General features: G+C 62.4%; 38 protein-coding genes. 1 reads left to right on the forward strand and 37 read right to left on the reverse strand.

Annotated elements, in window-relative coordinates; translation table 11 throughout:
- Positions 1–26: 26 nt before the first annotated feature.
- The 29 genes from rpsM to AB4Y63_RS10445 form a co-directional block, all read right to left on the reverse strand.
- A complete protein-coding gene (gene rpsM, locus AB4Y63_RS10305) occupies positions 27–401 on the reverse strand; it encodes a 30S ribosomal protein S13 (RefSeq protein ID WP_179580156.1) in 375 nt (124 codons plus the stop codon).
- 173 nt (positions 402–574) lie between these two features.
- The gene (gene rpmJ / locus AB4Y63_RS10310) at positions 575–688 is read right to left on the reverse strand and encodes a 50S ribosomal protein L36 (RefSeq protein WP_022883251.1); all 114 of its coding nucleotides are present in this window, start codon (positions 686–688) and stop codon (positions 575–577) included.
- Between the two features lie 66 nt (positions 689–754).
- On the reverse strand, positions 755–976 hold the full coding sequence (gene infA / locus AB4Y63_RS10315; RefSeq protein ID WP_022883252.1) for a translation initiation factor IF-1: 222 nt from the start codon (positions 974–976) through the stop codon (positions 755–757).
- A 131-nt stretch (positions 977–1107) separates the two neighbouring features.
- Positions 1108–2772: a phosphoenolpyruvate--protein phosphotransferase gene (gene ptsP / locus AB4Y63_RS10320; RefSeq protein ID WP_441790956.1), complete on the reverse strand. Its 1665-nt coding sequence runs from the start codon at positions 2770–2772 to the stop codon at positions 1108–1110.
- Positions 2773–3005: 233 nt separating this feature from the next.
- Positions 3006–3845 carry a type I methionyl aminopeptidase gene (map, locus tag AB4Y63_RS10325; protein WP_441790957.1) on the reverse strand — a complete coding sequence of 280 codons (840 nt, stop codon included), beginning with the start codon at positions 3843–3845 and terminating at the stop codon, positions 3006–3008.
- Between the two features lie 17 nt (positions 3846–3862).
- A complete protein-coding gene (locus AB4Y63_RS10330) occupies positions 3863–4450 on the reverse strand; it encodes an adenylate kinase (protein ID WP_441790958.1) in 588 nt (195 codons plus the stop codon).
- Complete coding sequence (gene secY / locus AB4Y63_RS10335) at positions 4447–5769, reverse strand: preprotein translocase subunit SecY (protein ID WP_441790959.1); 1323 nt, start codon at positions 5767–5769, stop codon at positions 4447–4449. Before secY ends, AB4Y63_RS10330 begins: the two co-directional genes overlap by 4 nt.
- A gap of 100 nt (positions 5770–5869) precedes the next feature.
- Positions 5870–6442, reverse strand: coding sequence for a 50S ribosomal protein L15 (gene rplO / locus AB4Y63_RS10340; protein WP_441790960.1), 573 nt, complete (start codon positions 6440–6442; stop codon positions 5870–5872).
- Positions 6442–6624 (reverse strand): 50S ribosomal protein L30, encoded by a 183-nt coding sequence (rpmD, locus tag AB4Y63_RS10345; RefSeq protein ID WP_066597599.1) that lies wholly within the window; start codon positions 6622–6624, stop codon positions 6442–6444. Before rpmD ends, rplO begins: the two co-directional genes overlap by 1 nt.
- On the reverse strand, positions 6624–7292 hold the full coding sequence (rpsE, locus tag AB4Y63_RS10350; protein ID WP_345069933.1) for a 30S ribosomal protein S5: 669 nt from the start codon (positions 7290–7292) through the stop codon (positions 6624–6626). The genes rpmD and rpsE overlap by 1 nt, the downstream gene beginning before the upstream one ends.
- Positions 7293–7330: 38 nt before the next feature.
- Complete coding sequence (gene rplR / locus AB4Y63_RS10355; RefSeq protein WP_345069932.1) at positions 7331–7702, reverse strand: 50S ribosomal protein L18; 372 nt, start codon at positions 7700–7702, stop codon at positions 7331–7333.
- Between the two features lie 2 nt (positions 7703–7704).
- Positions 7705–8241 (reverse strand): 50S ribosomal protein L6, encoded by a 537-nt coding sequence (gene rplF / locus AB4Y63_RS10360; protein ID WP_441790961.1) that lies wholly within the window; start codon positions 8239–8241, stop codon positions 7705–7707.
- 6 nt (positions 8242–8247) lie between these two features.
- Positions 8248–8646: a 30S ribosomal protein S8 gene (gene rpsH, locus AB4Y63_RS10365; protein WP_345069929.1), complete on the reverse strand. Its 399-nt coding sequence runs from the start codon at positions 8644–8646 to the stop codon at positions 8248–8250.
- A 157-nt stretch (positions 8647–8803) separates the two neighbouring features.
- A complete protein-coding gene (gene rplE / locus AB4Y63_RS10370) occupies positions 8804–9412 on the reverse strand; it encodes a 50S ribosomal protein L5 (RefSeq protein WP_441790962.1) in 609 nt (202 codons plus the stop codon).
- On the reverse strand, positions 9412–9771 hold the full coding sequence (gene rplX / locus AB4Y63_RS10375) for a 50S ribosomal protein L24 (RefSeq protein WP_345069926.1): 360 nt from the start codon (positions 9769–9771) through the stop codon (positions 9412–9414). The genes rplE and rplX overlap by 1 nt, the downstream gene beginning before the upstream one ends.
- A 3-nt stretch (positions 9772–9774) precedes the next feature.
- Positions 9775–10143, reverse strand: coding sequence for a 50S ribosomal protein L14 (gene rplN, locus AB4Y63_RS10380; protein WP_345069925.1), 369 nt, complete (start codon positions 10141–10143; stop codon positions 9775–9777).
- A 33-nt stretch (positions 10144–10176) separates the two neighbouring features.
- Positions 10177–10476: a 30S ribosomal protein S17 gene (gene rpsQ / locus AB4Y63_RS10385; RefSeq protein WP_179580142.1), complete on the reverse strand. Its 300-nt coding sequence runs from the start codon at positions 10474–10476 to the stop codon at positions 10177–10179.
- Between the two features lie 2 nt (positions 10477–10478).
- Positions 10479–10817: a 50S ribosomal protein L29 gene (gene rpmC / locus AB4Y63_RS10390; RefSeq protein ID WP_345069921.1), complete on the reverse strand. Its 339-nt coding sequence runs from the start codon at positions 10815–10817 to the stop codon at positions 10479–10481.
- A complete protein-coding gene (gene rplP / locus AB4Y63_RS10395) occupies positions 10817–11236 on the reverse strand; it encodes a 50S ribosomal protein L16 (RefSeq protein ID WP_345069919.1) in 420 nt (139 codons plus the stop codon). The genes rpmC and rplP overlap by 1 nt, the downstream gene beginning before the upstream one ends.
- A 2-nt stretch (positions 11237–11238) precedes the next feature.
- Positions 11239–11997 (reverse strand): 30S ribosomal protein S3, encoded by a 759-nt coding sequence (rpsC, locus tag AB4Y63_RS10400; RefSeq protein WP_345069917.1) that lies wholly within the window; start codon positions 11995–11997, stop codon positions 11239–11241.
- Entirely contained in the window at positions 11997–12362 is a 366-nt protein-coding gene (rplV, locus tag AB4Y63_RS10405) for a 50S ribosomal protein L22 (RefSeq protein ID WP_345069916.1), read from the reverse strand. Before rplV ends, rpsC begins: the two co-directional genes overlap by 1 nt.
- A gap of 25 nt (positions 12363–12387) precedes the next feature.
- Positions 12388–12669, reverse strand: coding sequence for a 30S ribosomal protein S19 (gene rpsS, locus AB4Y63_RS10410; RefSeq protein WP_064296700.1), 282 nt, complete (start codon positions 12667–12669; stop codon positions 12388–12390).
- Between the two features lie 9 nt (positions 12670–12678).
- The gene (rplB, locus tag AB4Y63_RS10415) at positions 12679–13518 is read right to left on the reverse strand and encodes a 50S ribosomal protein L2 (RefSeq protein ID WP_179580137.1); all 840 of its coding nucleotides are present in this window, start codon (positions 13516–13518) and stop codon (positions 12679–12681) included.
- Positions 13519–13544: 26 nt separating this feature from the next.
- The gene (gene rplW, locus AB4Y63_RS10420) at positions 13545–13847 is read right to left on the reverse strand and encodes a 50S ribosomal protein L23 (RefSeq protein WP_345069913.1); all 303 of its coding nucleotides are present in this window, start codon (positions 13845–13847) and stop codon (positions 13545–13547) included.
- Positions 13847–14497, reverse strand: coding sequence for a 50S ribosomal protein L4 (gene rplD, locus AB4Y63_RS10425; RefSeq protein ID WP_441790963.1), 651 nt, complete (start codon positions 14495–14497; stop codon positions 13847–13849). The genes rplW and rplD overlap by 1 nt, the downstream gene beginning before the upstream one ends.
- A 3-nt stretch (positions 14498–14500) precedes the next feature.
- A complete protein-coding gene (rplC, locus tag AB4Y63_RS10430; RefSeq protein ID WP_441790964.1) occupies positions 14501–15160 on the reverse strand; it encodes a 50S ribosomal protein L3 in 660 nt (219 codons plus the stop codon).
- An 11-nt stretch (positions 15161–15171) separates the two neighbouring features.
- Complete coding sequence (gene rpsJ / locus AB4Y63_RS10435; RefSeq protein ID WP_005050520.1) at positions 15172–15480, reverse strand: 30S ribosomal protein S10; 309 nt, start codon at positions 15478–15480, stop codon at positions 15172–15174.
- Between the two features lie 681 nt (positions 15481–16161).
- Positions 16162–16896, reverse strand: a complete 735-nt coding sequence (locus AB4Y63_RS10440; RefSeq protein WP_441790965.1) for a hypothetical protein — start codon at positions 16894–16896, stop codon at positions 16162–16164.
- Between the two features lie 604 nt (positions 16897–17500).
- Positions 17501–17710 (reverse strand): Rv0909 family putative TA system antitoxin, encoded by a 210-nt coding sequence (locus AB4Y63_RS10445; RefSeq protein ID WP_441790966.1) that lies wholly within the window; start codon positions 17708–17710, stop codon positions 17501–17503.
- Between the two features lie 119 nt (positions 17711–17829).
- Between AB4Y63_RS10445 and AB4Y63_RS10450 the strand changes: the two genes are divergently transcribed.
- Complete coding sequence (locus AB4Y63_RS10450) at positions 17830–18282, forward strand: OsmC family protein (protein WP_441790967.1); 453 nt, start codon at positions 17830–17832, stop codon at positions 18280–18282.
- Positions 18283–18477: 195 nt separating this feature from the next.
- Here the strand turns inward: AB4Y63_RS10450 and tuf are convergent, their stop codons facing one another.
- From tuf to AB4Y63_RS10490, 8 genes are all read right to left on the reverse strand, one after another.
- The gene (gene tuf, locus AB4Y63_RS10455; protein WP_441790968.1) at positions 18478–19671 is read right to left on the reverse strand and encodes an elongation factor Tu; all 1194 of its coding nucleotides are present in this window, start codon (positions 19669–19671) and stop codon (positions 18478–18480) included.
- A gap of 126 nt (positions 19672–19797) precedes the next feature.
- Positions 19798–21912 (reverse strand): elongation factor G, encoded by a 2115-nt coding sequence (fusA, locus tag AB4Y63_RS10460; protein ID WP_441790969.1) that lies wholly within the window; start codon positions 21910–21912, stop codon positions 19798–19800.
- 98 nt (positions 21913–22010) lie between these two features.
- A complete protein-coding gene (gene rpsG, locus AB4Y63_RS10465; RefSeq protein ID WP_345069864.1) occupies positions 22011–22481 on the reverse strand; it encodes a 30S ribosomal protein S7 in 471 nt (156 codons plus the stop codon).
- Positions 22481–22855 (reverse strand): 30S ribosomal protein S12, encoded by a 375-nt coding sequence (rpsL, locus tag AB4Y63_RS10470; protein WP_055787040.1) that lies wholly within the window; start codon positions 22853–22855, stop codon positions 22481–22483. The genes rpsG and rpsL overlap by 1 nt, the downstream gene beginning before the upstream one ends.
- 357 nt (positions 22856–23212) lie before the next feature.
- Positions 23213–23941, reverse strand: a complete 729-nt coding sequence (locus AB4Y63_RS10475; RefSeq protein ID WP_441790970.1) for a spermidine/putrescine ABC transporter substrate-binding protein — start codon at positions 23939–23941, stop codon at positions 23213–23215.
- Positions 23942–24023: 82 nt separating this feature from the next.
- Positions 24024–24512, reverse strand: coding sequence for a DUF6121 family protein (locus AB4Y63_RS10480; protein ID WP_441790971.1), 489 nt, complete (start codon positions 24510–24512; stop codon positions 24024–24026).
- 31 nt (positions 24513–24543) lie between these two features.
- Positions 24544–25767, reverse strand: a complete 1224-nt coding sequence (locus tag AB4Y63_RS10485) for a hypothetical protein (protein ID WP_441790972.1) — start codon at positions 25765–25767, stop codon at positions 24544–24546.
- Between the two features lie 129 nt (positions 25768–25896).
- A complete protein-coding gene (locus AB4Y63_RS10490) occupies positions 25897–26682 on the reverse strand; it encodes a hypothetical protein (protein WP_441790973.1) in 786 nt (261 codons plus the stop codon).
- Positions 26683–26684: the final 2 nt, after the last annotated feature.

The following is a 26684-nucleotide window of genomic DNA, read 5'->3' on the forward strand; positions in this document are numbered from 1 at the left end:
TAAAGACGAACCAGCTAAGCCGAGGCCTAGCGGGCCTTCTTCTTGCCGGCTACGGTGCGCTTCGGGCCCTTACGGGTACGAGCGTTGGTCTTGGTGCGCTGTCCACGAACGGGCAGGCCCTTGCGGTGACGAATACCTTCGTAGCTACCGATCTCGACCTTGCGGCGGATGTCAGCGGCAACCTCACGGCGGAGGTCACCCTCAACCTTGAAAGTTCCTTCGACGTAGTCGCGCAGTGCAACGAGCTGGTCGTCGGTCAAATCCTTGACGCGGATGTTTCCATCGATTTCAGTGTCGGCAAGGGTCTTGAGTGCCCTCGTACGGCCAACACCATAGATGTAAGTCAGTGCAACTTCCACGCGCTTGTCGCGGGGAATGTCAACTCCTGCTAGACGTGCCATTGTGGCTTCTCCTGTGAGTGAGTGGAGGTCTGTAGCAGTTCCTGTGCATCGGCCTCCAACCGATGGTGTCTCCCCGAAGGAATCCCGGAACTGCTATTTCTGTACTCGGTTATGAGTACGTGTTTTGCGTGCTTACTCAATTCAGGCCCGATCTGAGATCGAGCCTGAAGTGACTAGCCCTGGCGCTGCTTGTGACGCGGGTTCTCGCAGATGACCATCACGTTGCCGTTACGGCGGATGACCTTGCACTTGTCACAGATCTTCTTGACGCTGGGGTTGACCTTCATGGTGATTCCTTGTGTTCGCTGTCTTCGTACCCTCGGGATGCCGAGGGCCGTTACTTACAGCAGCCGTTACTTGTAGCGGTAAACGATCCGGCCGCGGGTCAGATCGTATGGGCTCAGCTCAACGATCACGCGGTCCTCTGGGAGAATCCGGATGTAGTGCTGACGCATCTTGCCCGAGATGTGGGCAAGAACTTTGTGGCCGTTGGTCAACTCAACGCGAAACATCGCGTTGGGAAGAGCTTCGACTACTGCGCCCTCGATTTCGATGACACCGTCTTTTTTGGCCATAGCCTCACTGTCGCTCAATATATTGGTAGCTGGTCATGCGTGGATTGTGGTGAAAATTGCACGCCGCGAACGGCGATGCAAGACGCCAAGGATCCAGCTTATGTTATAGAGCTCGGTTAAGCCAACCCGCTTCAGTGAACGCTCAGCCGGGCCGCCGCTTCGGCAACCGCAATGCGCGCCTCGGGCGCGCCGACCGCGTCGAGGGCGACCTTGGCCAGTGAGCGAGCGGATTCCAGGGTGTAACCAGCCAAGCTGGCGCGCACATCGGCCAGGGCCGACGCCGACATGGACAGGCTCGTCACTCCGAGCCCGACGAGCACGACGGCCAGCAGCGGATCGGCAGCTGCCTCGCCGCAGACCCCGACGGGCTTCCCCAACGCGCCGCCGGCCGAGCCGACCTGGCGAATCAGTGCGAGAACCGCCGGGTGCCAGGGATCCTGGAAGGCGGCGACACTCCCGAGCATGCGATCGGCGGCCAAAGTGTACTGAGTGAGATCGTTGGTTCCGATTGAGGCGAAGTCGGCCTCGGCGAGCACGCGATCCGCCAATAGCGCCGCCGAGGGGATTTCAATCATCACGCCGGCCGTCTTCAGCCCCAACTCGTGTGCGAGCCCCACGAAATACCGGGTTTCCTCGACCGTTGCCACCATCGGCGCCATCACCCAGAGGTCCGCGTCTGTCGCCGCATCCGCTCGAGCGAGCGCGGTGAGCTGGTCGCGCAGAATGCCCTCTGACGCCCGCAACGACCGCAGGCCGCGCAGGCCGAGGGCCGGGTTCTCTTCCTCGGCGTCATTGAGAAAGGCCAATGGCTTGTCGGCCCCCGCATCGAGAGCACGCACGACCACCTTCTTGCCGGCAAACTCACGCAGCATCAGCTCGTACTTCTCCTGCTGCTGCTCGATGCTGGGGGCCGTCGCCGAGTCGAGGAAGAGAAACTCGGTGCGGAACAGCCCGACACCTTCGGCCCCGAGGGCAACGGCATGCGCCGCACCATCGGCGTTGGCCAGATTCGCAAGCAACGGAATCGCGGTGCCGTCGGCGAGCATCCCGGGGGTCAGCGGGGCGTCGATTCGCGCGAGCCGCTCGGCGATCCGCTTCGTCGCGTCGGCCTTCTCGGCGGAGGTAGGGTCGGTGACCACCACGCCACGGGCCGCATCGAGAATCACCTCGTCTCCGTCGGCGAGTTCGGCCGCCTGTGCCGCGCCGACGATGGCGAGAATCGACTTCTCGCGGGCCAAGATCGCCGTGTGCGAGGTTGGGCCACCACCGCTCGTGATCAAACCGAGCACGACATCAAGATTCAGCAAGGCGGTGTCAGCCGGAGCGAGATCACGGGCCACGAGAATGAACGGATGTCCGGGGTCAGGCACTTCAGACGGCGCCTGTCCGGCGAGATGCGCGCGCACCCGCTGCGAGACATCATCGAGGTCGACCGCGCGTTCGGCCATGTAACCGCCGAGCTCGGTCAGCATGTCGCGGAACGCCCCGAACGCCTCGAAGACCGCGCGCTCCGCCGTCGTTCCGCGCGCCAGACGCACGGCGATGTCGTCGATCAGTGACGGGTCTTCGGCCATCAGCGCCTGCGCCTCAAGCACGTCTCGGGCGGCTCCCCCGGCATGCGCGCCCCGCGCGGTCAAGTCATCGGCAACGAAGCGGAGCGATGCCGCAGAACGGGCACCCTCTTGCTCGGCCGTCAGCGCACTCGGGCGGTTGTCCGGGTCCGGCAACGGATCGGACATGCGAACGACGCGGCCAATAACCACGCCCTGACCGATCCCAATTCCGTGCAGGTCCATCAGGTCTTCCTTCCGGGTCGCGGCTCTGTCCCGATTTTCACCCTAGCCGGGTTTCTTCTCCGACGTATGCGCCGAGTGTGACCGTTCCCGTCGCGCCGAAATGCACGGCGCGGGTCGAAAACCGCCACGCCGGTTGCACTCAACGCGCGTATCGGTTTTCAACCCGCGCGGTGACGTTGCTGGGTGGCTTAGCTTGTTGAAACCGGTGAGCCGGCCTTCGAGCTGAGTCCGGACTACGCGATGGGAACGGGGGTGACACCGAGTGGGGCGAGCGCTGCCGCTCCACCGTCTTTAGCCGTGAGCACCCAGATTCCGTCTTTGTGCACCGCAATGCTGTGTTCCCAGTGCGCGGCGGAGGCGCCGTCGGTGGTGGCCACCGTCCAGTCGTCGTCACGCGTGTAGGTGTCGATGTCGCCGAGCACAACCATCGGCTCGATGGCGACGACGAGGCCCGGCTTCACGTCGGGGCCCTTCTGGCGCACACGGTAGTTGAACACCGACGGCGCCTCGTGCATCGAGCGCCCAATACCGTGTCCGACATAGTCGGTCAGGATGCCGTAGGTGCCCTGCGACTCGATGTAGTCTTCGATCGCCTCGCCGACCTCGTTGAGGTGGCGGGCTCGGGACAGCTGCGCGATGCCGACCCAGAGCGACTGTTCCGTCACATCTGAGAGCTTCTGCCGTTCAGCGACGATCGCGGCGTGCGCCGGATCGGCGTCGGGCACGATGAAGCTGAATGCCGCATCGCCGTTCCAGCCATCGATGACGGCGCCGCTGTCGATCGAGACGATGTCGCCCGGCTGAAGCTCACGCGAGTTCGGGATGCCGTGCACGACATCGTCGTTCACCGACGCACAGATGGTGTGCCGGTAGCCCGGCTCCAGCTTGAAGTTCGACGCTCCGCCGAGTGCGATGATCGCTGCCTCGGCCGCGGCGTCAAGTTCCAGTGTTGTCACACCGGCACGGATGAGCGCGCGCACCGCGTCGAGTGACGCCGCGGTCGCGAGACCGGGCGCCACCATCAGACGCAACTGCGCCGGCGTCTTGTAGATCGACTTGCGAAGCATTGACATCGAAATCAGTTGTCCGATCAGGCCGAGACGACGATGCCGCGGGCAGCAAGCGCCTCAAGTACCCGGGCAGCCACGTCTTCGACGGAACCGAGACCATCGACCTCGGCAACGAGACCGCGTGCCGTGTACGCGGCAATCAGCGGCTCAGTCTGCTCCAGGTAAACATCTTGGCGGTGTCGGATGACATCTTCGGTGTCGTCGGCGCGTCCCTGCTCAGCAGCGCGCTTGAGCAGGCGAGCAACAACCTCGTCCTTGTCAGCAACAAGCTGAACGACGGCGTCGAGCTGAGCACCGGTCTCGCCGAGGATGCGGTCGAGTTCGATGACCTGATCCGCCGTGCGCGGGTACCCGTCGAGCAGGAAGCCGTCGGCGGCATCCGCCTGGTGCAGACGGTCCTGCACGATGGCGTTCGTCAGCGAGTCGGGAACGTAGCCGCCGCCGGCAACGATCTCCTGCACCTGCAGGCCGAGCGGTGTGCCGGCCTTGATGTTGGCGCGGAAGATGTCGCCGGTCGAGATCGCGGGAATCCCGAACGTCGAGGCCAGAATCTCGGCCTGCGTTCCCTTTCCCGCTCCGGGCGGGCCGACAATAAGCAGCCGGGTCATCGCAGCAGCCCTTCGTAGTGACGCTGTTGCATCTGCGAGTCGATCTGCTTGACGGTCTCGAGACCGACACCGACGATGATCAGGATGCTGGCGCCACCGAACGGGAAGTTCTGGTCGGCACCGAGCAGCGAGAACGCCACGAGCGGGATCAACGCGATCAGACCCAGGTACAGCGAACCGGGAAGAGTCACCCGGGTCAGCACGAAGTCCAGGTACTCGGCGGTCGGGCGGCCGGCACGGATGCCGGGGATGAATCCGCCGTACTTCTTCATGTTGTCGGCCACTTCTTCAGGGTTGAAGGTGATCGCCACGTAGAAGTAGGTGAATCCAATGATCAGCAGGAAGTAGAAGAGCATGTAGAGCGGCTGGTCGCCACCGGTGAGGTTGTTCGTCACCCAAACGACCCAGGCCTGCGGCTCCTGGCCTGCGGCGGGCTGGTTGAACTGAGCAATCAGCGCCGGCAGATAGAGCAACGAGGAGGCGAAGATGACCGGGATAACACCGGCCATGTTGACCTTGATCGGGATGTAGGTGTTGTTTCCACCGTAGGTTCGTCGACCGACCATCCGTTTGGCGTATTGCACAGGAATGCGCCGTTGCGATTGCTCGACGAACACGACGGCGAAGACGATCAGCACACCGATGACGAGCACGATGGCCAGGACGTCCCAGCCCTTGAGCAGGCCGATGGCACCGAGCGAGTTCGGGAAGCGAGCGGCGATCGACGTGAAGATCAACAATGACATTCCGTTGCCGATACCGCGCTCGGTGATCAACTCACCCATCCACATGATCACACCGGTACCGGCGGTCATGGTGATGACCATCAGCATGATGGCGTACCAGGCGTCGTTGGTGATCAGCTGCGTGCACTCAGTGCTGCCGGAGGTGCCGAACAGGGCGCCACTCCGAGCAACGGTGATGAGTGTCGTCGACTGCAGCACGCCGAGGGCGATGGTGAGGTAACGCGTGTACTGGGTCAGCGTGCTCTGACCGGCGGCACCCTCTTTGTAGAGAGTGTCGAAGTGAGGGATAACCACACGCAGCAGCTGGACGATGATCGATGCCGTGATGTACGGCATGATGCCCAGTGCGAAAACTGAGAGTTGCAGCAGTGCACCACCGCTGAACAGGTTTACCAGCTCGTAGAGGCCACTGGTCCCCTGGTTCGCTGCAAGACAGGCCTGCACGTTGCCGAAGTCCACGAATGGGGCGGGAATGAACGACCCCAGGCGGAACAGGGCAACAATACCCAGGGTGAATCCGATCTTCCGGCGAAGGTCGGGTGTGCGGAAGATCCGCGCAATGGCGCTAAACAAAAAGGCCTCCAGATATTAAACGTAGATCGAGCTTGTCGAGACCACGCCACCGAAATACTCGATAGGTGGTCCCGACAAGCTCGACCCAGCGTCTACGGACTTACTTGATTGAACCACCTGCGGCGACGATCTTCTGCTCTGCTGAGCTGGAGACCTTGTCGACTGCAACGTTCAGCTTAACCGCAATGTCCCCGTTGCCGAGAACCTTGACCTTTTCGTTGTCACGAACGGCGCCCTTAGCGACCAAATCAGCGATTGTTACGTCGCCACCGGTCGGGTAGAGCTCGGCGAGGCGTTCCAGGTTAACAACCTGGTACTCAACGCGGAACGGGTTCTTGAATCCGCGCAGTTTCGGGGTGCGCATGTGCAGCGGCATCTGCCCACCCTCGAAGCCGATACGAACGGTGTAGCGGGCCTTTGTGCCCTTGGTGCCACGACCCGCGGTCTTACCCTTGGATCCTTCACCACGGCCAACGCGCTGCTTGGACTTCTTCGAACCGGGAGCGGGGCGAAGGTGGTGAACCTTCAGCACCTGCTCGCGCTTCTCGACGGTCTCAACAGCGGCCTTCTTGGGTGCAGCCTTGGCAGCTGCAGCCTTCTTGGGGGCTGCAGCCTTCTTCTCAGCGGCGGGCTTGTCAGCCGTCTTTGCGACGGCTTCCTTCTCGTCAGCCATTAGTCAATCTCCTCGACCTTCACCAGGTGAGCAACGGTGTTGACGTAGCCACGGTTCTGCGAGTTGTCCTCGCGGATCGTGACGGCGCCAATACGACGCAGGCCCAGGCTGCGAAGCGTGTCGCGCTGGTTCTGCTTCTCACTAATTTTGGACTTGATCTGCGTAATCTTCAGCTGAGCCATTAGGCACCTGCCTTTGCTGTCGCGGCGGCTGCAGCTGCATCCGCCTCGGCACGCAGGAAGCGGGCCGGGGCCACATCTTCATACGGCAGGCCACGACGAGCTGCGACGGCGCGCGGCTCCTCGAGCTGCTTGAGAGCAGTAACCGTTGCGTGCACGATGTTGATCGTGTTCGACGAACCGAGCGACTTGCTCAGAACGTCGTGGATGCCGGCGCACTCGAGTACGGCGCGAACCGGACCACCGGCGATAACACCGGTACCGGCAGCGGCCGGACGCAGCAGAACAACGCCGGCTGCGGCCTCACCCTGCACGGGGTGCGGGATGGTCAGGCCGATGCGGGGAACGCGGAAGAAGTTCTTCTTCGCTTCCTCGACACCCTTGGAGATAGCGGTCGGGACCTCGCGGGCCTTACCGTATCCAACGCCGACCAGGCCGTTTCCATCGCCGACGACGACGAGAGCGGTGAAGCTGAAGCGACGACCACCCTTGACGACCTTCGACACGCGGTTGATGGTGACAACGCGCTCCAGGAACTGGCTCTTCTCCGCATCGCGGCTTCCGCGATCACGGTTGGGGTTGCGCTCACGACCACCGCGACGAGCCTCACGAGGCTCGTTCTGCGGGGGTGCGGTCGACGCAGCAGTCTCGACGGGTGCCTCTGCAGCCACCTCTTGCTCCTTGCTTGCTGTGTTAGGGGTTTCAGTGCTCACAGGTCCAACCCACCCTCTCGCGCGCCCTCGGCGACAGCAGCGACGCGACCCGCGTACTTGCTTCCACCGCGGTCGAATACGACGGCTTCAATTCCGGCAGCCTTTGCGCGCTCGGCGACAAGTTCGCCGACCTTGCGGGCCTTGGCGGTCTTGTCACCATCGAAGGTGCGCAGACCGGTTTCGAGCGTGGACGCCGAAGCGAGGGTGTGACCCTTGCTGTCGTCGATGACCTGCACGAATACGTGGCGAGCCGAGCGGTTGACGATCAGGCGCGGACGAACCGCGGTGCCCTCGATCTTCTTGCGCAGACGGGTGTGCCTACGACCGCGGGCAGCTGACTTGCTCTTACCTCTAGTTCCGAGACCCATGGTTACTTACCACTCTTTCCGGCCTTGCGGCGAACGATCTCGCCGGCGTAACGCACACCCTTGCCCTTGTAGGGCTCAGGCTTACGAATCTTACGGATGTTGGCGGCGACCTCGCCGACGGCCTGCTTGTCGATACCGCTGACCATGAGCTTGGTGTTGCCCTCAACAGTCAGAACGATGCCGGCGGGCGGGTCAACGAGGACCGGGTGCGAGAAGCCGAGAGCGAACTCAACAGAGTTGCCCTTCTGGACGACGCGGTAACCGGTACCGACGATCTCGAGTCCCTTGGAGTAACCCTGGGTGACACCGATGATCTGGTTGTGAATCAGGGTGCGGGTCAGGCCGTGGAGCGAACGCGAAGCGCGCTCGTCGTCGGGACGCGTGACCAGAACCTGTGCGTCTTCGAGCTTGACCTCGATGGGCTTGGCGACGGTGAGCGTCAGCTCGCCCTTCGGGCCCTTCACCGAGACCAACTGGCCGTCAACCGAAATGGTGACGCCGGCGGGAACCTCGATGGGCAGTCTTCCAATACGTGACATTGTCGGCTACCACACGTAGGCGAGAACTTCTCCGCCTACGCCCTTCTTCTCTGCCTGACGGTCAGTAAGCAGACCGCTGGAGGTGGACAGGATGGCAACGCCGAGGCCGCCGAGAACCGTGGGGATCTCAGTCGACTTTGCGTACACGCGCAGGCCGGGCTTGGAAACCCGCTTGATGCCGACGATCGAACGCTCACGGTTGGGGCCGAACTTGAGGCTCAGCGTGAGGGTCTTACCGACCTCTGCATCCTTGACATCCCAGGCGGAGATGTATCCCTGAGCCTTGAGGATGTCTGCGATGTGCGCTTTGAGTTTGCTATGCGGCATCGACACTGTGTCGTGGTACGCCGAGTTAGCGTTGCGCAGTCTGGTCAGCATGTCTGCGACCGGATCTGTCATTGTCATTTTGTGGTGCCTTTCTCGCCCGGTTTCGTGCAGCCGTTACACGGCTGACGACCTTCGCGGTGGAGGGGCTGGACGGATGTCCAGCCCCCGAGGGTAAATCTTTGGTCAAGCAGGGTAAACCCAAGCAGAACTACGTAAGCCTACTTGTTTTTACTGACTACTTGTTTTCTGCGTTCTCCGCAGCCTTGAACGGGAAGCCCAAAGCCTTGAGCAGTGCACGGCCCGACTCGTCGTTCTTGGCGGTCGTCACAACAGTGATGTCCATACCGCGAAGACGGTCGATCCGGTCCTGGTCGATTTCGTGGAACATAACCTGCTCGGTCAGACCGAAGGTGTAGTTTCCGTTGCCATCGAACTGCTTGTCGGAGAGTCCGCGGAAGTCGCGGATACGCGGAAGAGCGAGGCTGAGCAGACGGTCAAGGAACTCCCACATGCGGTCGCCACGCAGGGTGACGTGCGCGCCAATGGGCTGTCCTTCACGCAGTTTGAACTGCGCGATGGACTTGCGTGCCTTGTTGATCATCGGCTTCTGACCCGTGATCTTGACCAGGTCGGCAACGGCGCCATCAATGATCTTGCCGTCGCGTGCTGCCTCGCCGACACCCATGTTCACGACGATCTTGGTGAGCGTCGGGATCTGGTGCGGGTTGGTGAAGCCGAGTGCCTTGCTGAGCTCAGCGGCAATCTCTTCCTGGTACTTCTTCTTCAAGCGAGGCTGGGGGGCCGCGACAGGCGCGACGCCAGCTTCAACTGCAGTGTCAGTCATCAGAGGTCCTTACCTGACTTCTTGGCGTAACGAACGCGGACCGTCTTGGTGACGCCGTCCTTCGTTACCTCTTCGATACGCACGCCGACCTTGGTCGGCTTCTTGGTCTCCGGGTCAACGATCGCAACGTTGGACACGTGGATCGGGGCTTCGAACTTCTCGATGCCGCCGGTCTTGGTGCCGCGCTGGGTCTGGCCGACGCGAACGTGCTTGGTGACGAAGTTGATGCCCTCTACGAGAACACGGTTCTTCTCAACCTGCACTTCGAGCACGCGACCCTGCTTGCCACGGTCTCCGCCGCGAGCCTGGGTGCGGCCGGTGATGACCTCTACGAGGTCACCCTTCTTGATTCTGGCCATGACTTAGATAACCTCCGGTGCCAACGAGATGATCTTCATGAACTTCTTGTCGCGAAGCTCGCGACCGACCGGTCCGAAGATACGGGTGCCGCGGGGGTCACCGTCGTTCTTCAAAATCACTGCGGCGTTCTCATCGAACTTGATGTACGAACCGTCGGGACGACGGGTGTTCTTCTTGACGCGAACGATGACAGCCTTGACGACGTCACCCTTCTTGACGTTGCCGCCGGGGATTGCGTCCTTGACAGTGGCGACGATGATGTCACCGATACCTGCGTAACGACGGCCAGAGCCACCGAGAACGCGGATGGTCAAGAGTTCCTTGGCGCCCGTGTTGTCGGCAACTTTGAGTCGTGATTCTTGCTGAAGCACTTTCTAACTCCTTCTTTCAAGCAAGCGCGAGGCTTACTTGGCCTTCTCGAGAATCTCGACCAGGCGCCAGCGCTTGGAAGCGCTGAGCGGACGGGTCTCACTGATCAGGACCAGGTCGCCGATGCCGGCAGAGTTCGCCTCATCGTGAGCCTTCAGCTTGGACGTACGGCGGATGACCTTGCCGTACAGGGGGTGCTTCACGCGGTCTTCGACCTCGACGACGATGGTTTTGTCCATCTTGTCGCTGGTCACGTAACCACGCAGCGTCTTGCGGTAACCGCGTACGAGAGCCTCAGCCTCGGCAGCGACGACCTTCTCGTCAGACTTCGCCATGACTAGGCCTCCTTCGTCTCGACGGCCTCGGCTGCAGCATCCTCAGTGGAAGCTTCAGCCTTGGCCTTCTTGGTCTTCTTCTCCGCCTTGGCCGGAGCCTCGACCGGAGCCGCGACGGGCGTGGCACGAATGCCGAGCTCGCGCTCACGAATGATCGTGTAGATGCGAGCGATGTCGCGCTTGACCGCACGCAGGCGGCCGTGGCTCTCGAGCTGGCCGGTGGCCGACTGGAAGCGCAGGTTGAACAGCTCTTCCTTGGCCTTCTTCAGCTCTTCGAGCAGTCGCTCATTGTCAAAAGTGTCGAGCTCGTCTGGGGCGAGCTCCTTGGATCCGATCGCCATTATGCGTCGCCCTCCTCGCGCTTGATGATGCGTGCCTTGAGGGGCAGCTTGTGAATTGCACGGGTCAGTGCTTCGCGAGCAACGGTCTCAGAGACACCGCTCAGCTCGAACAACACACGACCCGGCTTGACGTTCGCGACCCACCATTCAACAGAACCCTTACCGGAACCCATGCGGGTTTCGGCCGGCTTCTTGGTGAGCGGACGGTCGGGGTAGATGTTGATCCACACCTTTCCGCCACGCTTGATGTGACGCGTCATGGCGATACGAGCGGACTCGATCTGACGGTTGGTCACATAAGCGGGGGTCAACGCCTGGATGCCGTACTCACCGAACGAAACAGTGGTACCACCGGTTGCGTGGCCGCTACGGCCCGGGTGGTGCTGCTTGCGGTGCTTTACCTTGCGTGGAATCAACATGGTTATGCCTCAACTCCTGCTGCAACCGGTGCCTGCTCTGCGCGGGGCGCACGGCGGGGACGGTCGTCACGACGCTCGGGGCGCGACGACTTTGCGTTCGCCTGCTCGCGAGCGAGTTCCTTGTTGGTGATGTCGCCCTTGTAGATCCAGACCTTCACGCCAATGCGGCCGAAGGTGGTCTTGGCTTCGTAGAAGCCGTAGTCGATGTTCGCGCGCAGGGTGTGCAGCGGCACACGGCCTTCGCGGTAGAACTCCGAACGGCTCATCTCAGCGCCGCCGAGGCGGCCGGAGACCTGGATACGAACACCCTTGGCACCGGCGCGCTGTGCACCCTGCAGGCCCTTACGCATCGCGCGGCGGAATGCCACACGAGCGGAGAGCTGCTCTGCGATGCCCTGAGCGACGAGCTGAGCGTCAGCCTCGGGGTTCTTGACCTCGAGGATGTTCAGCTGGATCTGCTTGGCCGTGAGCTTCTCGAGGTCGGCACGGATGCGCTCGGCCTCGGCGCCACGACGACCGATCACAATGCCCGGACGGGCAGTGTGAATGTCAACGCGGACGCGGTCACGGGTGCGCTCGATTTCGATGCGGGAAACGCCCGCACGGTCGAGGCTGGTGCTCAGCAGGCTACGGATCTTGACGTCTTCAGCGACAAAGTCGCTGTAACGCTGACCCGGCTTCGTGCTGTCGGAGAACCAACGCGACACGTGGTCGGTGGTGATTCCCAGACGGAAGCCATAGGGGTTTACTTTCTGTCCCATTACTTCGTACCCTCCTCAGGAGTGGCGAGCACAACCGTGATGTGGCTCGTGCGCTTCAAAATCTGGAATGCGCGGCCCTGTGCACGCGGCTGGAAACGCTTGAGGGTCGTACCCTCATCAACGAATGCGCTGCTTACGTACAGGTCCTGCTCGTCCAGAAAGCTGTTCGAGGCATCTGCCTTGACACGGGCGTTGGCCATGGCCGACTCCACCAGCTTGTACACCGGGTCGCTCGCACCCTGGGGGGCGAACTTCAGGATGGCCAGTGCTTCGATAGCCTGCTTGCCGCGAATCAGGTTGACAACGCGACGAGCCTTCTGGGGGGTAACGCGGATGTGACGCACACGTGCGATCGACTCCACCATTTCTTCTCCTCCTTTCGCCACCGCGTTAGCGGCGACGGCCCTTCTTGTCGTCCTTCACGTGCCCACGGAAGGTACGCGTCGGCGCGAATTCACCGAGCTTGTGACCAACCATGGTTTCGGTGACGAACACCGGGATGTGCTTGCGACCGTCGTGCACGGCGATGGTGTGTCCCAGCATGGCGGGGATGATCATCGACCGGCGTGACCAGGTCTTGATTACGTTCTTGTTGTTGGCTTCGTTCGCCGTGACAACCTTGCGGAGCAGGTGGTCATCAACGAAGGGGCCCTTCTTGAGACTGCGTGGCATCGTCTACTCCTACTTACGCTTCTTGCCGACGGTACGGCGACGAACAATGAGCTTGTCGCTTTCCTTGTTGATGTGGCGGGTGCGCCCTTCCTTCTGGCCCCAAGGGGAGACAGGGTGACGTCCACCGGAAGTCTTACCTTCACCACCACCGTGCGGGTGGTCGACCGGGTTCATGGCGACACCACGTACGGTCGGGCGAACGCCCTTCCAACGCATACGGCCGGCCTTTCCCCAGTTGATGTTGGACTGCTCGGCGTTGCCGACCTCACCAATGGTTGCGCGGCAGCGAGCGTCGACGTTACGGATTTCTCCGGACGGCAGACGAAGCTGTGCGTAGGGGCCATCCTTGGCCACGAGGCGAACCGACGCACCAGCGGAGCGGGCCATCTTGGCGCCACCACCCGGACGCAGCTCGATCATGTGGATGACCGTACCGGTGGGGATGTTCTTCAGCGGCAAGTTGTTACCGGGCTTGATGTCAGCACCGGGTCCCGACTCGACGATGTCGCCCTGGTTCAGCTTGTTCGGAGCAACGATGTAACGCTTGGTGCCATCAACGAAGTGCAGCAGCGCGATGCGTGCCGTACGGTTCGGGTCGTACTCGATGTGAGCGACCTTGGCGTTGATGCCATCTTTGTCGTTGCGCTTGAAGTCGATCACGCGGTACTGGCGCTTGTGGCCACCACCGATGTGACGAGTAGTGATGCGACCCTGGTTGTTACGACCACCGGTCTTGGACAGCGGACGAAGCAGCGACTTCTCGGGCGTCGAACGGGTGATCTCTGCGAAGTCCGCAACAGATGAACCGCGACGACCAGGGGTCGTGGGCTTGTACTTACGAATAGCCATTTGTTATCCCTCTAATCCGTGCCGCGTTAGCCGACGGCCGTGAAGATGTCGATGGAACCGGACTTCAGCGTGACAATGGCACGCTTGGTGTCCTTGCGCTTGCCGATGCCGAACTTGGTACGGCGGGTCTTGCCGACACGGTTGAGCGTGTTGATCGACGCGACCTCGACCTTGAAGATCTTCTCGATAGCGAGCTTGATCTCGGTCTTGTTCGAGCGGGGGTCCACGATGAAGGTGTACTTGCCCTGATCGATCAGGCCGTAGCTCTTCTCAGAGACGACCGGAGCGATGATGACGTCGCGCGGGTCCTTGTTGATAGCGGTAGCCATTATGCGGACACCTCTTCCTTCTTGGTCTTGCTCGCCACGAACGCTTCGAAAGCGCCCTTGGTGAAGACAATGTCGTCGCTGACGAGCACGTCGTAGGCGTTCAGCTGGTCCCACGAAAGAACGTGAACCGTCGGAACGTTACGGATGCTGCGCAAGGTCAGCTCGTCGGTGCGCTCAAGAACAACCAGAACGTGCTTGCTCGAAGCAATGCTGTTCAGCAGCTCCAGGGCAACCTTCGTGCTGGGGGTCTCACCCGTGAAGAGTGCTTCAACGATGTGCAGGCGTCCACCGCGGGCGCGGTCGGACAGCGAGCCACGAAGAGCTGCAGCAATCATCTTCTTGGGGGTGCGCTGCTCGTAGTTGCGCGGGGTCGGTCCGTGGACGATGCCACCACCGGTCATCTGAGGGGCGCGGATCGAGCCCTGACGAGCGCGACCGGTTCCCTTCTGCTTGAACGGCTTGCGACCGGCGCCGGAAACCTCGCCGCGACCCTTGGTCTTGTGCGTTCCCTGACGTGCGGCAGCGAGCTGCGCGACGACGACCTGGTGGATCAGCGGGATGTTGGTCTGAACGTCGAAGAGTTCGGCGGGCAGCTCAGCGGAGCCGGCCTTCTTGCCCTTGGCGTCGACGATGTCGAGTGCGGTAGCCATGAACTACGCTCCCTTCACTGCGTTGCGAACGAATACGAGGCGGCCCTTGGCACCGGGAACGGCGCCCTTGACCAGCAGGAGGCCCTTCTCAGCGTCAACCGAGTGAACCTTGAGGTTCAGAACGGTAACGCGCTCTCCACCCATACGACCGGCCATGCGCATGCCCTTGAAGACACGGCTCGGGGTCGAGGAAGCACCGATGGAACCGGGCTTACGGTGGTTACGGTGTGAACCGTGCGAGGCGGAAACACCCTTGAAGTTGTGACGCTTCATGACACCGGCGAAGCCCTTACCCTTGCTCGTGCCCATGACGTCAACCTTGGTGCCAGCAACGAAGACACCGTCAACGGTGAGCTCCTGGCCGAGGTTGTAGTCAGCGGCATCCGCGGTACGGATTTCGGTGAGGTGACGGCGCGGCGTAACGCCGGCCTTGTCGAAGTGACCTGCGGCGGGCTTGTTCACCTTGCGCGGGTCGATAGCGCCGGAAGCGATCTGCACGGCGTTGTAGCCGTCAACTGCAGTGCTGCGGATCTGGGTCACGACGTTCGGCGCGATTTCGATGACGGTCACGGGAACAAGCTTGTTGTTCTCGTCCCACACCTGGGTCATGCCGAGCTTCTTGCCGAGCAGGCCCTTGGCGGTCTTGGTATCTGCGTAAGACATCCGTGGCCCCCTTAGAGCTTGATCTCGATGTTGACGTCGGCCGGGAGGTCGAGACGCATAAGCGAGTCGACAGCCTTCGGCGTCGGGTCAATGATGTCGATCAGACGCTTGTGGGTGCGCATTTCAAAGTGCTCCCGGCTGTCCTTGTACTTGTGAGGCGAACGGATGACACACACCACGTTCTTCTCGGTCGGAAGCGGCACGGGGCCGACGACTGTTGCACCCGCACGGGTGACGGTGTCGACGATCTTGCGCGCCGAGGTGTCAATGACCTCGTGGTCATATGACTTAAGTCGAATGCGGATCTTTTGTCCCGCCATGTCGGACTCTCTCTCTGTCAAGGCGTCTTACATCCCCCGAATGTGTCGGGGATTGCATTGGACGCCGTCGTAGCACTACTGCTGTGGCACCACTGTTCTTCTGTCAATTTCGGATTGCACAGGGCCGAGTGAATAAACACAGGCCTGCTCAAGCCGATGCCAACGTTCCGCAGACATGGTTTACCCATGCCGAAGTGTGTTGGTTTTAGCTTCGTTCTGCTCCCCGCGGCCTAGCCCAGACTCCCTGAAGAGCGGCTATGCACTGCCTGGCAGTGATCTCGATGCTGCGCTGAGCGCTGCAGTCGAAAGTGTTGAACTAGAAGAGTCTGCCATAGAAATGGGTCTATTTGCAACCCGGGCGTGTCGCGCTCGGCGTGTCTGGTCTCCCCCGTCGTTCCGCGGGAGTTTCCGGTGCCACCCCCGGCAGCCACCGGGGTTGGAGACGGTCATTCGATTCTCAATCTTCAAGAACTTCACGGCTGGTTCACAGTGCGACTGCGACGGATGTCAGCGCGCGTATCGGGCGCCCATCCACGGGCCGGTTGCCTCCCCAATCGCATTCGGGCAGAACGTGACGGCTCGGCCGGCAGAATGCGGTCGCGCGCGTTGAAAGCCGTCACGCTAGCTGAACTCAACGCGCGTGGCGGTTTTCAACCCGCGCCGCGTGATCGTCGACCCCGATCAGCCCGCCTCAGCGAAGCGTCTCGACAGCGGGAGCACGAGTCGCGGTCGCCCAGGGACAAGACCAATCTCCATGAGCCGCTCGCGCAAACGGTACTGGTTCTGCCCCAGTGCGAAGTCCCAACGGGTGAACTGGTGCACGTGCCGCCGAATGGCGTCTTCCCGGTCCTTCTCTGCCTTCACGACCTGAGCAGTAGTTCTGCCGGCCAAGATCACCGGGTCAAAATACTTGACGTCTCCATCACACTCCCCGACGCCGTCGATCCCTTCCCAGTAGAAGTCGGTGTCGTACTCCGTTCCGGCGATCAGAAACCGCTTCTGTAGAATCGGCGGCGGAAATCCGTTCCAGGCGATGTTCACCCGGCTACCGGACTCCCCGACCGAACCGGACTTGTCGGTTCCGAACTCCACAAACGCACGTGCTCTGGCTGAACCAGCAAACGGCAGCATCCGCTGCCAGGTCTCGAGAAGCTCCAGCTTTGTCGTCATCGGCGGCGTCCGGTTCCAACGATCGACGGCGAGTGCTCGGTCGATGATCGCAACAGCTGACTTCGCATCGAGACACGCGGCCAAGTCGACGACCGTGCGCGCGATCGTCGTGACGTGAACGCCTCCCCGCATCGTGACATCCTGTGCGTCGAACCCCACCGCATGGATGCGGATGCCGGGGTATGACCGCCCGCCCGACTTACGTTCGCTCAGAAAGTGCACCTCGCTCGGCCACGATCGAAGCATGGGGAGCTGCCAAAGCGCAGCTGCAGAGTGATGACTCAGCGGGGGCGGTGTCGTTCGTGAGTGGCCCGCTGCGAGCACCCTGGCTAGGTAGCGCTGCTCAGGGCTGAAGTGCGCCCACTCCGCACTTCGAATGTATTGACCTCGGTTGAGCCGCGTGAGCTCCCCCGCGTCGACGAGTCGGCTCAGCCTCAGGCCCTGGCCGAATACCGAGCTGACGTCTGTGGAGAAGATCAGCGCTTCGACTATCCGGCGCGTGGGTTCTCCGGTCTGCGTGGGTTCTCCGGTCCGCGCATTCACGCCAGCATGCCAAGGGTTGAGCGTAGTCGATAAGGGGAAAGGTGAAGGAGATCTGAGCCATTTCATCGGGCCAGCGTGCCGGTCGGCAGCCGCGCAGCCAGGTCGCAACGCCATTTCGGTGCACAGAATGCCGCAGCGAGAGGTGGGGAGAAACCTCCCGGGGCGGCGCGCGTTGAAAGCCGTCACGCTAGCTGAACTCAACGCGCGTGGCGGTTTTCAACCCGCGCGACGCACGCCGCACACGGACGGGGCGCCGCAGTGCGCCAAACCCGTTGGGTTGCCGGCGCAAGGCCGGCGACCAGAAGACTTAGTCGGTGCCGACCGACTTGTCGGCGCTGTCGCGTGCGTCTTCGATCTGATCATCGAATTTTCCGCCGGTGAGCTTGCTGGCGGCATCCGCGACACTATCGAGAAGCTTGTCGCTGATTCCTTCGGCCTGTTCGCTCTTCAGCGCATCCTGAACCTTGTCGTCGCCGAGAAACTCCTGTGCCTTCTTGGTGATGTCGTCAATACCCACAATGTCCTCCTCGAGCGGGCCGCCGGTGCAGCCGTGGCCACCCAAACTACGTCCGCGCCTGTCGCCTCCGCAAGAGAGTCATCCGTGACTCACAACGCCCTGTCCCGCAGAATGGGAGCATGACAGCGTCATCCCTTCCCCAGAGTCAGCACATCGCCGCCGGCAGCGTTTCGGCCACCCGAACCGGCCCCCGCACCTACCTCGGGCGCACCGAGCGCGGTGACACCGTTCAGATCGGGCCAGCGGATGTCGCCGGCCACATCACGCCCGGCGAACTGCTCAAACTGGCATTGGCCGGGTGTGCCGGTATGAGCTCCGACCGGGTGCTGGCGCGCCGCCTCGGCGACGACTACGAGACCGAGATCTGGGCGCACGGGCAGTCGGATGAGAAGGAGGAACGCTACTTCGCCATCGACGAGGAGATCCTGCTCGATCTCGACGGCCTGAGCGAGGAGGAGCTGGCCAAGCTGCTCGCCGTCGTGCGGGCATCCATCGATCGCAGCTGCACAGTTGCCCGCAGCGTGAAAGACAGCATCGCGCTGTCGAAGACGGTGAATGGGGTGACCCTGTAGGGAGCTGCGCAGCCGGTTGCGAGATCGGCTCACGGGGTCTCGACAGGCTCGACCACCGAGTCGCTCGGGTCTCGACAGGCTCGACCACCGGATCGCTCGGGTCTCGACAAGCTCGACCACCGAGGTGCTCGACCGCCGCGCAGGCACAACAAAGGGGCCGCACCCGAAGGTGCGGCCCCTTTCTAGAAAGAGTTACTACTTGATGATCTTCGTAACGGTTCCGGCGCCGACGGTGCGGCCACCTTCACGAATAGCGAAGCCGAGTCCATCTTCCATGGCGATCGGCTGGATCAGCGCGACGGTCATGTCGGTGGTGTCGCCAGGCATAACCATCTCGGTGCCCTCGGGCAGCGTGATGACGCCGGTGACGTCGGTGGTACGGAAGTAGAACTGCGGACGGTAGTTCGCGTAGAACGGGTTGTGACGGCCGCCCTCTTCCTTTGACAGGATGTACGCGGTGCCCTCGAAGTCGGTGTGCGGCGTAACCGAACCCGGCTTGACGATAACCTGACCGCGCTCAACGTCTTCGCGCTTGGTGCCACGAAGCAGCAGACCACAGTTCTCGCCGGCCCAAGCCTCGTCGAGCTGCTTGTGGAACATCTCGATACCAGTGACCGTGGTCTTGACGGTCGGGCGGATGCCGACGATCTCAACTTCGGAGTTGATCTTGAGGGTTCCACGCTCGGCGCGGCCGGTGACAACAGTTCCACGACCGGTGATCGTGAAGACGTCCTCAACGGGCATCAGGAACGGCTTGTCCTTGTCGCGGACGGGCTCCGGGATGAAGTCGTCAACAGCGTTCATCAGGTCGAGAATGCGGGCAACCCACTTCTCGTCGCCTTCGAGCGCCTTGAGGCCGGAAACCTGAACGACGGGAGCGTTGTCGCCATCGAAGCCCTGGCTGGAGAGCAGTTCGCGAACCTCGAGCTCAACGAGCTCAAGGATCTCTTCGTCGTCAACCATGTCGCTCTTGTTCAGCGCGACGAGCAGGGTCGGAACGCCGACCTGCTTGGCGAGCAGAACGTGCTCACGGGTCTGAGCCATCGGGCCGTCAGTAGCGGCAACCACGAGGATCGCGCCGTCCATCTGAGCAGCACCGGTGATCATGTTCTTGATGTAGTCAGCGTGGCCCGGGGCGTCAACGTGAGCGTAGTGACGCTTCGGGGTCTCGTACTCAACGTGCGAGATGTTGATCGTGATACCGCGCTGGCGCTCTTCGGGAGCGGAGTCGATCGACGCGAAGTCGCGCTGAACGTTGGTTGCGGACGGGTACGTGTCGGCCAGGACCTTGGAGATCGCTGCAGTCAGCGTGGTCTTTCCGTGGTCAACGTGACCGATTGTTCCGATGTTTACGTGCGGCTTGGTCCGCTCGAACTTGGCCTTGGCCACTGTGGGTCCTCCTCAGGACTCGGATGATCCGCCGCTCGCAAAATGCGAGCGGCGAATCCGCTGGATTTGTACTTATGTTACTCGGGCCGAACGGCCTAAGCGATTTGGGCTCTGGAGCCCGAAGGGTTATTCGCCCTTGTTCTTCTGGATGATCTCGTCGGCAACAGCCTTCGGGACCTCCGCGTAGCTCTCGAAGGTCATCGAGTACACGGCACGACCAGAGGTCTTCGACCTCAGGTCACCGATGTAGCCGAACATCTCCGACAGCGGAACGTGGGCGCGAATTACCTTCACACCGCTTGCGTCCTCCATGTCCTGGATCTGGCCACGGCGCGAGTTCAGGTCGCCGATAACGTCGCCCATGTATTCCATGGGGGTACGCACCTCAACGGCCATCAACGGCTCGAGCAGAACCGGGTGTGCCTTACGAACGGCTTCCTTGAAGCCCATCGATCCAGCAATCTTGAACGCCATTTCCGACGAGTCAACATCGTGGGCAGCGCCATCGAGCAAGAGTGCCCGAACGCCGACCATGGGGTAACCCGCCAGTACGCCGACGTGCAGCGCATCCTGGATACCAGCATCAACCGAGGGGATGTACTCCCGCGGGATACGGCCACCAGAAACCTTGTTTACGAACTCGTAGCTCTTGTCCGGGGTGATCTCGAGGGGCTCGATCGCAATCTGAATCTTTGCGAACTGACCCGATCCACCGGTCTGCTTCTTGTGCGTGTAGTCGTGACGCTCGACGGCCTTCTTGATCGTCTCGCGGTACGCAACCTGGGGCTTGCCCACGTTTGCTTCCACGTTGAACTCACGCTTCATGCGGTCGACCAGGATGTCGAGGTGAAGTTCACCCATTCCCTTGATGACCGTCTGACCAGTTTCCTGGTTCTGCTCGGTACGGAAAGTGGGGTCTTCTTCAGCAAGCTTCTGAATAGCAAGGCCCAGCTTTTCCTGGTCCTGCTTGGTCTTCGGCTCGATCGCGACCTCGATGACGGGCTCAGGGAACGTCATCGACTCAAGAACAACCTGCTGGGCCGGGTCGCACAGGGTGTCACCCGTGGTCGTGTCCTTCAGGCCGATAACCGCGTAGATGTGACCTGCGGTCACGAAATCCACGGGGTTTTCCTTGTTGGCGTGCATCTGGAAGATCTTGCCGATGCGCTCCTTCTTGCCCTTGGTCGAGTTGATGACCTGGGCACCGCTGTCGAGGCGACCGGAGTACACGCGAACGTAGGTCAGACGACCGAAGAACGGGTGAACGGCAACCTTGAACGCGAGAGCTGCGAAAGGCTCGTCGGCCTTCGGGTGCAGCATGACGATCTTCTCTTCGTCGCGAGCGTCGTGCGCCTCGATGGCGGGAACGTCAAGCGGCGTCGGGAGGTAGTCGACAACTGCATCGAGCATCGGCTGAACGCCGCGGTTCTTGAACGCTGAACCACAGAGAACCGGGTAGATCTCGCTGTTGACCGTGAGCTTGCGAATCGCAGCCTTGATCTCAGCAACGGTGAGCTCTTCGCCACCGAAGTACTTCTCCATGAGCGCGTCATCGGTCTCGGCGACGGTCTCGAGAAGCAGCTTGCGGTACTCAGCAGCCTTCTCAACCAGGTCGGCCGGGATCTCTTCGATGGCGTACTTGGCGCCCATCTCGACGTCACCCTTGGAGTCTCCACGCCAGGTCAGCGCGCGCATCTCGACGAGGTCAACGACCCCTTCGAAGCCCGACTCGAAGCCGATCGGCAGCTGGATGACCAGCGGCTTGGCGCCGAGGCGGTTGATGATGGTGTCGACGGTGTAGTAGAAGTCGGCGCCCAGCTTGTCCATCTTGTTGACGAAGCAAATGCGGGGAACGTCGTACTTGTCGGCCTGACGCCAGACGGTCTCGGACTGGGGCTCAACGCCCTCCTTGCCGTCGAACACAGCGACAGCACCATCGAGAACGCGGAGCGAACGCTCCACCTCGACGGTGAAGTCAACGTGGCCGGGGGTGTCAATGATGTTGATCTGGTTGGCGCCCCAGAAACAGGTCGTCGCAGCGGACGTGATGGTAATTCCACGTTCCTGCTCCTGTGCCATCCAGTCCATCGTTGAGGCGCCGTCGTGCGTCTCACCGATCTTGTGGTTCACACCCGTGTAGAACAGGATGCGCTCAGTAGTGGTGGTCTTGCCGGCATCAATGTGGGCCATGATGCCAATGTTGCGGACCTTGCTCAGGTCGGTGAGCACGTCAAGTGCCACGGGTGTCCTCCGGAAAGTTTGTGTTGGCGGGGGTCGAACAGACTCATGGAGCGTAACCGGCGAAAGCTGAGCTTTCGCCGGTCACGCTCCAGGGCTTACTACCAGCGGTAGTGAGCGAAGGCCTTGTTCGCTTCGGCCATCTTGTGAGTGTCTTCACGACGCTTCACAGCGGCACCGAGGCCGTTGGATGCGTCGAGGATCTCGTTGGTGAGACGCTCGGTCATGGTCTTCTCGCGACGCGCCTTGGCGTAGCTGGTCAACCAGCGAAGAGCCAGGGTGTTGGCGCGGTGCGGCTTGACTTCAACCGGCACCTGGTAGGTGGAACCACCGACGCGGCGCGAACGCACCTCGAGCGTGGGGCGCACGTTGTCGAGCGCCTTCTTCAGCGTGACAACTGCATCCGCACCGTTCTTGGTGGAAACGCCTTCGAGTGCGTCGTAGACGATGCGCTCTGCAAGACCCTTCTTGCCGTCGAGGAGGATCTTGTTGACGAGCTGGCTGACGATGGGAGCACCGTATACCGGGTCAGCGACAACGGGACGCTTGGGAGCTGGGCCTTTACGAGGCATTACTTCTTCTCCATCTTCGCGCCGTAGCGGCTGCGAGCCTGCTTGCGGTTCTTGACGGCCTGGGTGTCCAGTGCGCCGCGAACGATCTTGTAACGCACACCGGGGAGGTCCTTAACGCGACCGCCGCGGACGAGCACCATCGAGTGCTCCTGCAGGTTGTGTCCCTCACCGGGGATGTAGGCGGTGACCTCGGTACCGTTCGACAGCTTGACGCGGGCGACCTTGCGGAGGGCCGAGTTCGGCTTCTTCGGGGTGGTGGTGTACACACGGGTGCATACGCCGCGCTGCTGCGGGTTGGCCTTCAGGGCGGGAGCCTTGGTCTTGGTGACCTTGGGGCTGCGGCCCTTCCTGACCAACTGCTGAATGGTTGGCACTAATAACTCCTTGTTTTTGCTGCACGGTGACAGCTCATTGATGGTTAGCATTCGAACGATCCGGCCAGCTTGTTGCCAGGCTGCCGGGCTGTTCGAGTTCATCTGGACCCTTCAGCGATCGCAGAATGAATCCTGCAATTCTTGGAGGGTATGCCGTGGGGGCTGCTCGGAGAGCAAACCCTGCATATGTGAGTGTCGGAACGATTGCGGCCCTTGCGAAACCTCGCGAGGGCATGCGTCACGCGCACGACAAAGCGCACACCGGAAAATACTAACCTGACGGGGGTCTCTGGTCAAGGTAGGACCAGGCGTTGCGGCAGGTTCCCGGTGATTGGTCAGGATGCCTGCGACGGCACCTCAGTGCGGCCAGAGCGGGGAGTCGAGTGCTTTGTCCAGGTCGGCCAGCAGCGCTTGCACCTGAGGCTCGATGAACTCGGCGACTCCGGCCAGGATGCGCTCCTGCTCCGCTTCCAATTCGGTGCAGATCTTGCGGCCCACTTTGCTCGCGTAGTTGTCTGCACGCTCGAGCTCGGCCTTGAGGGCATCGTGTTTGGCGCGCACGAAATCCTCTTCGGCCCTGCTCAGCACGCGGTCGACCGGCGTGCCGACGGGATCCTCGGCAAAACTCACGTCTGACCACAGCGCGTCGTTGGCCTCTTCGTCCTTTTGTTCCTTCTCCTCCGCCTCGGCGAGCTCGCCGAAAGTGAAGAGATAGGGAGCGCCGTCGACCGGAGCGGGGTCGAGGTCGAGTCCGTCATACTCCGGCTCGAGGCCTTCCTCCGGACGGTAGGCCTTCTTCGACCTGCGCTCCTCGTCGAGGCGCATCTCGCGGCGGACCAACGGAAGGTTGCGTTCGCTGAACTCGTCGACCATGGTTGCGAGCAACTGCATCATGCGCATGGTGAGTGCGTGCTGCACGGCATGCGGCACATCGCGGGCGATGCCGGCGGCGATCATCATCGGCGAACCGAAGCAGCGGCGGCAGAGGCGGGAGCGGCCGGGGTGGGTTCCGGGGCGCCATCGGGGAAGCCAGAGCAGCCAATTGTCAACCTCCTGGCTGACGCGCGACTCGATGGACCCTTCCATGGTTCCAGGGTAGTCGCTCCCCCGGTGCTATGCCCGGGAATTCGGGTGTGGCTCGTGGTGGGTGGGCGGCGGGTAGCGAGCGCTACTCGCCGCGGCGTTCCCACGGCCAGAGCGGACGGCCGTGCTCGCCGACCCGCGCAGCCAGAATCCAGGAGTAGACCAGGGTCACGATCATGGCCAGGATGCCGGTGGCCCAGGCGAACGGACTCTGCAGCTGGGCATAGGTGAAGATGAGCAGATCGACGAGGGCGCCCGTATCGATCGCGTAGAGCAGCGCCCCGATGAACACATAGATCAGAAGGGCGCAGAGTCCGGTCAGAAAGGCCCAGCCGACCGCGACCCGTTCCCGGGCGGCGGGTCCGCCGATCCCGAGGATCAGGAGCATAACGAAGACCAGGATGACGGCGCCGCCGACCATGCTCGGACCGACCAGGGGGCCGGCATCCGTCTCGGGGAGCACCTCGAGGTTGGTCGCCAGGCTGATCAGACCGAGGGCAGCGACCACGAGCGCCCCGTAGAGCATCGTGGCGAACAGAGCGACGATCGTCGCGTACTTCTGGTAATCCTGCATCGATGCCCTGCTCTCCCGGGCGGCCCGAACTCTAGAAGGGGCTAGTGAGCTGGGGCCCCTCGTCGATGAGGCGATCGTACTCTTGGCGGGCCTCAATGTTGCGGGCGGTCACCTTGCGACCGCGGGCTGCGATCCAGGCGCCGAACCAGATCGGAACCTCGCGGGCGATGACCGCGGCGGCGATCGCTCCCGGGTTCAGCCACTGGGTACCGATGAAGTGCGCGGCCTCGGTGGGGGTCATCGTCCAGGCCTGCACGGTCAGCAGCGCGCCGCCGATGTAGGAGAAGTAGACGATGACGGCGACGAGGAAGCCGAACACGACGTAGGCCCACCAGCCGCCGCGGTTCACGATCGCAATCAGCAGCGAGAAGGCGATGAAGAAGAAAATGACCGGGATGAAGAACACCGGGCGCACCACGAACTCGGAGAAGGTGGTGATGGCCTGCGCGACGGTCACGCTGGTGACGCCGGAGATCACGAAGGCTGCAATGGCGAACAGAATCGCGTAGGCGACGGTGGCGATCAGGGCGATCAGGATGCCGCCGGCACGGTTGCCTGCCGGGGTAGGCGGGGTGGGTGCCTGCACGTAGATCGGGGTCGGGGCGACAGGAGCCGCAGCGGCCGCGCCGTATGCGGCCGCCGGCGCAGCGGATGGCGCTGCGCTCGGGGCCGGGGCTACGGCGTCTTCGTAGGGAGCGCCCGGAACGTACGCGACGGGCGCATCGGCGGCGGCCACGGTAGCCGCGCCGGCGGCGACTCCGCCGACGACTGCTGCAGGGATGTACGTCTCGCGCTTGACGCGTTCGGCGGCGACGGGCTCGGGAAGTTCAGTCTCAGCGGCGACGGGAGCTTCGGCCGAGCCAGCTGGGGCGGCGACCGATTCCGCAGAATCCGTGTTCCGGACTGCGGGCACTTCAGAGATCACTGGAGGTTCAGCGGCGGCTGGTGTTTCAGGAGCCGCTGATGTCTCGGGGGTTGCAGGAGGTTCAGCGGCTGCAGGGGCTTCAAACGCTGCGGCGACGAGTGCAGACGTGTCGTACGCCTTCGTCTCGTTGGCAGACGAGAAAGTGGAGTCAGTCGTGTCCTCGACGGGGGAGGTGACAGCGGGAGCGGTCGGGCGCTCAGCAGCGATGCTCTCGGTGGCAACGTTCTCGCCGGCCACGTCGCTGGTGTGCTCGGAGGTCGCCTCTGGTGCAGTCGCTGCGGCATCCGTCTCGGGGGCCGTGACGCCGTCGGTGGGCTTGCTGTCGCTCATGCTGCACTCCTTGTGGCCGGGGCCGTGACTAATGAGTGCAACTTTAGCAATGGGCGTACCCGGATCGGGGACATCGCCGGGCAAGTGACGCGGGATGTCGCGACTTGCCCGGCGACGCCTTACAGTGCGTTAGCCGGTCGTCGTTCCGCTGGCCTCAGTGCTTCCAGCACCGGCGGGCGTGCCGCCCGCCGGTGTGCCGGGTACGGTCGGAACCAACACGTAGATGAGCCCGCTGATCGTAGCGTCGACACCGGTCGTGACTACCGTCGCGTCGGCAGCAGCTGTCGACGGAACGGTGGAAAGGCCCGTTGCCAGGAAGAGACGACTTCCGGTTTGCAGCCCGTTGACGAAGTTGAGCACCGACGAGTTGTCACCCGTCACCGTCACTTGCACGGCGAGCGACGCGAAGTTCGTGGCAGTGATCAGAGAGTTCGTCACCGGCGGGGTACCCGCCACCGGGGCTGCAGAGGCCGCGGGAGCCGCTGAGTCGGTCGGCGCCGGAGCCGGTGCCGGTGTTGAGCCCGCAGCTGGGGCACCCTCGACCGGCGCGGCTACAGGGGCGGCCACCGGCGTGTACGGCTCGGCATCGGCAACTGTGAGACCCGTGACTGTCACACCGGCTGCGCCGCTCAGCTCGTAGAGCTGATCGACAAACGCAGCGATCTCGGTGCCGGTGGGAACCGAGGCGTCGAGGGGGGCCAGCTCAGCCTTGAGCTGATCAATATTCTTGAAGTCCGTCTTCAACTTGGCCAGCAAAGCCTCGTGAGTGGCGTTGGTCTGCTCAACACCGACTCGTTGCTCGTAAGCAGCAGCCGTCGCCGCGAGTTGCGGTTGCACAGCCACGAACCAGCCCGCGACGATCACCACGACCATGACGAGGACCGAGCCGATAACCCAGATTCTGTTCTTATCCACGG

Source organism: Leifsonia sp. YAF41, from assembly GCF_052113185.1.
Lineage (GTDB): Bacteria > Actinomycetota > Actinomycetes > Actinomycetales > Microbacteriaceae > Cryobacterium.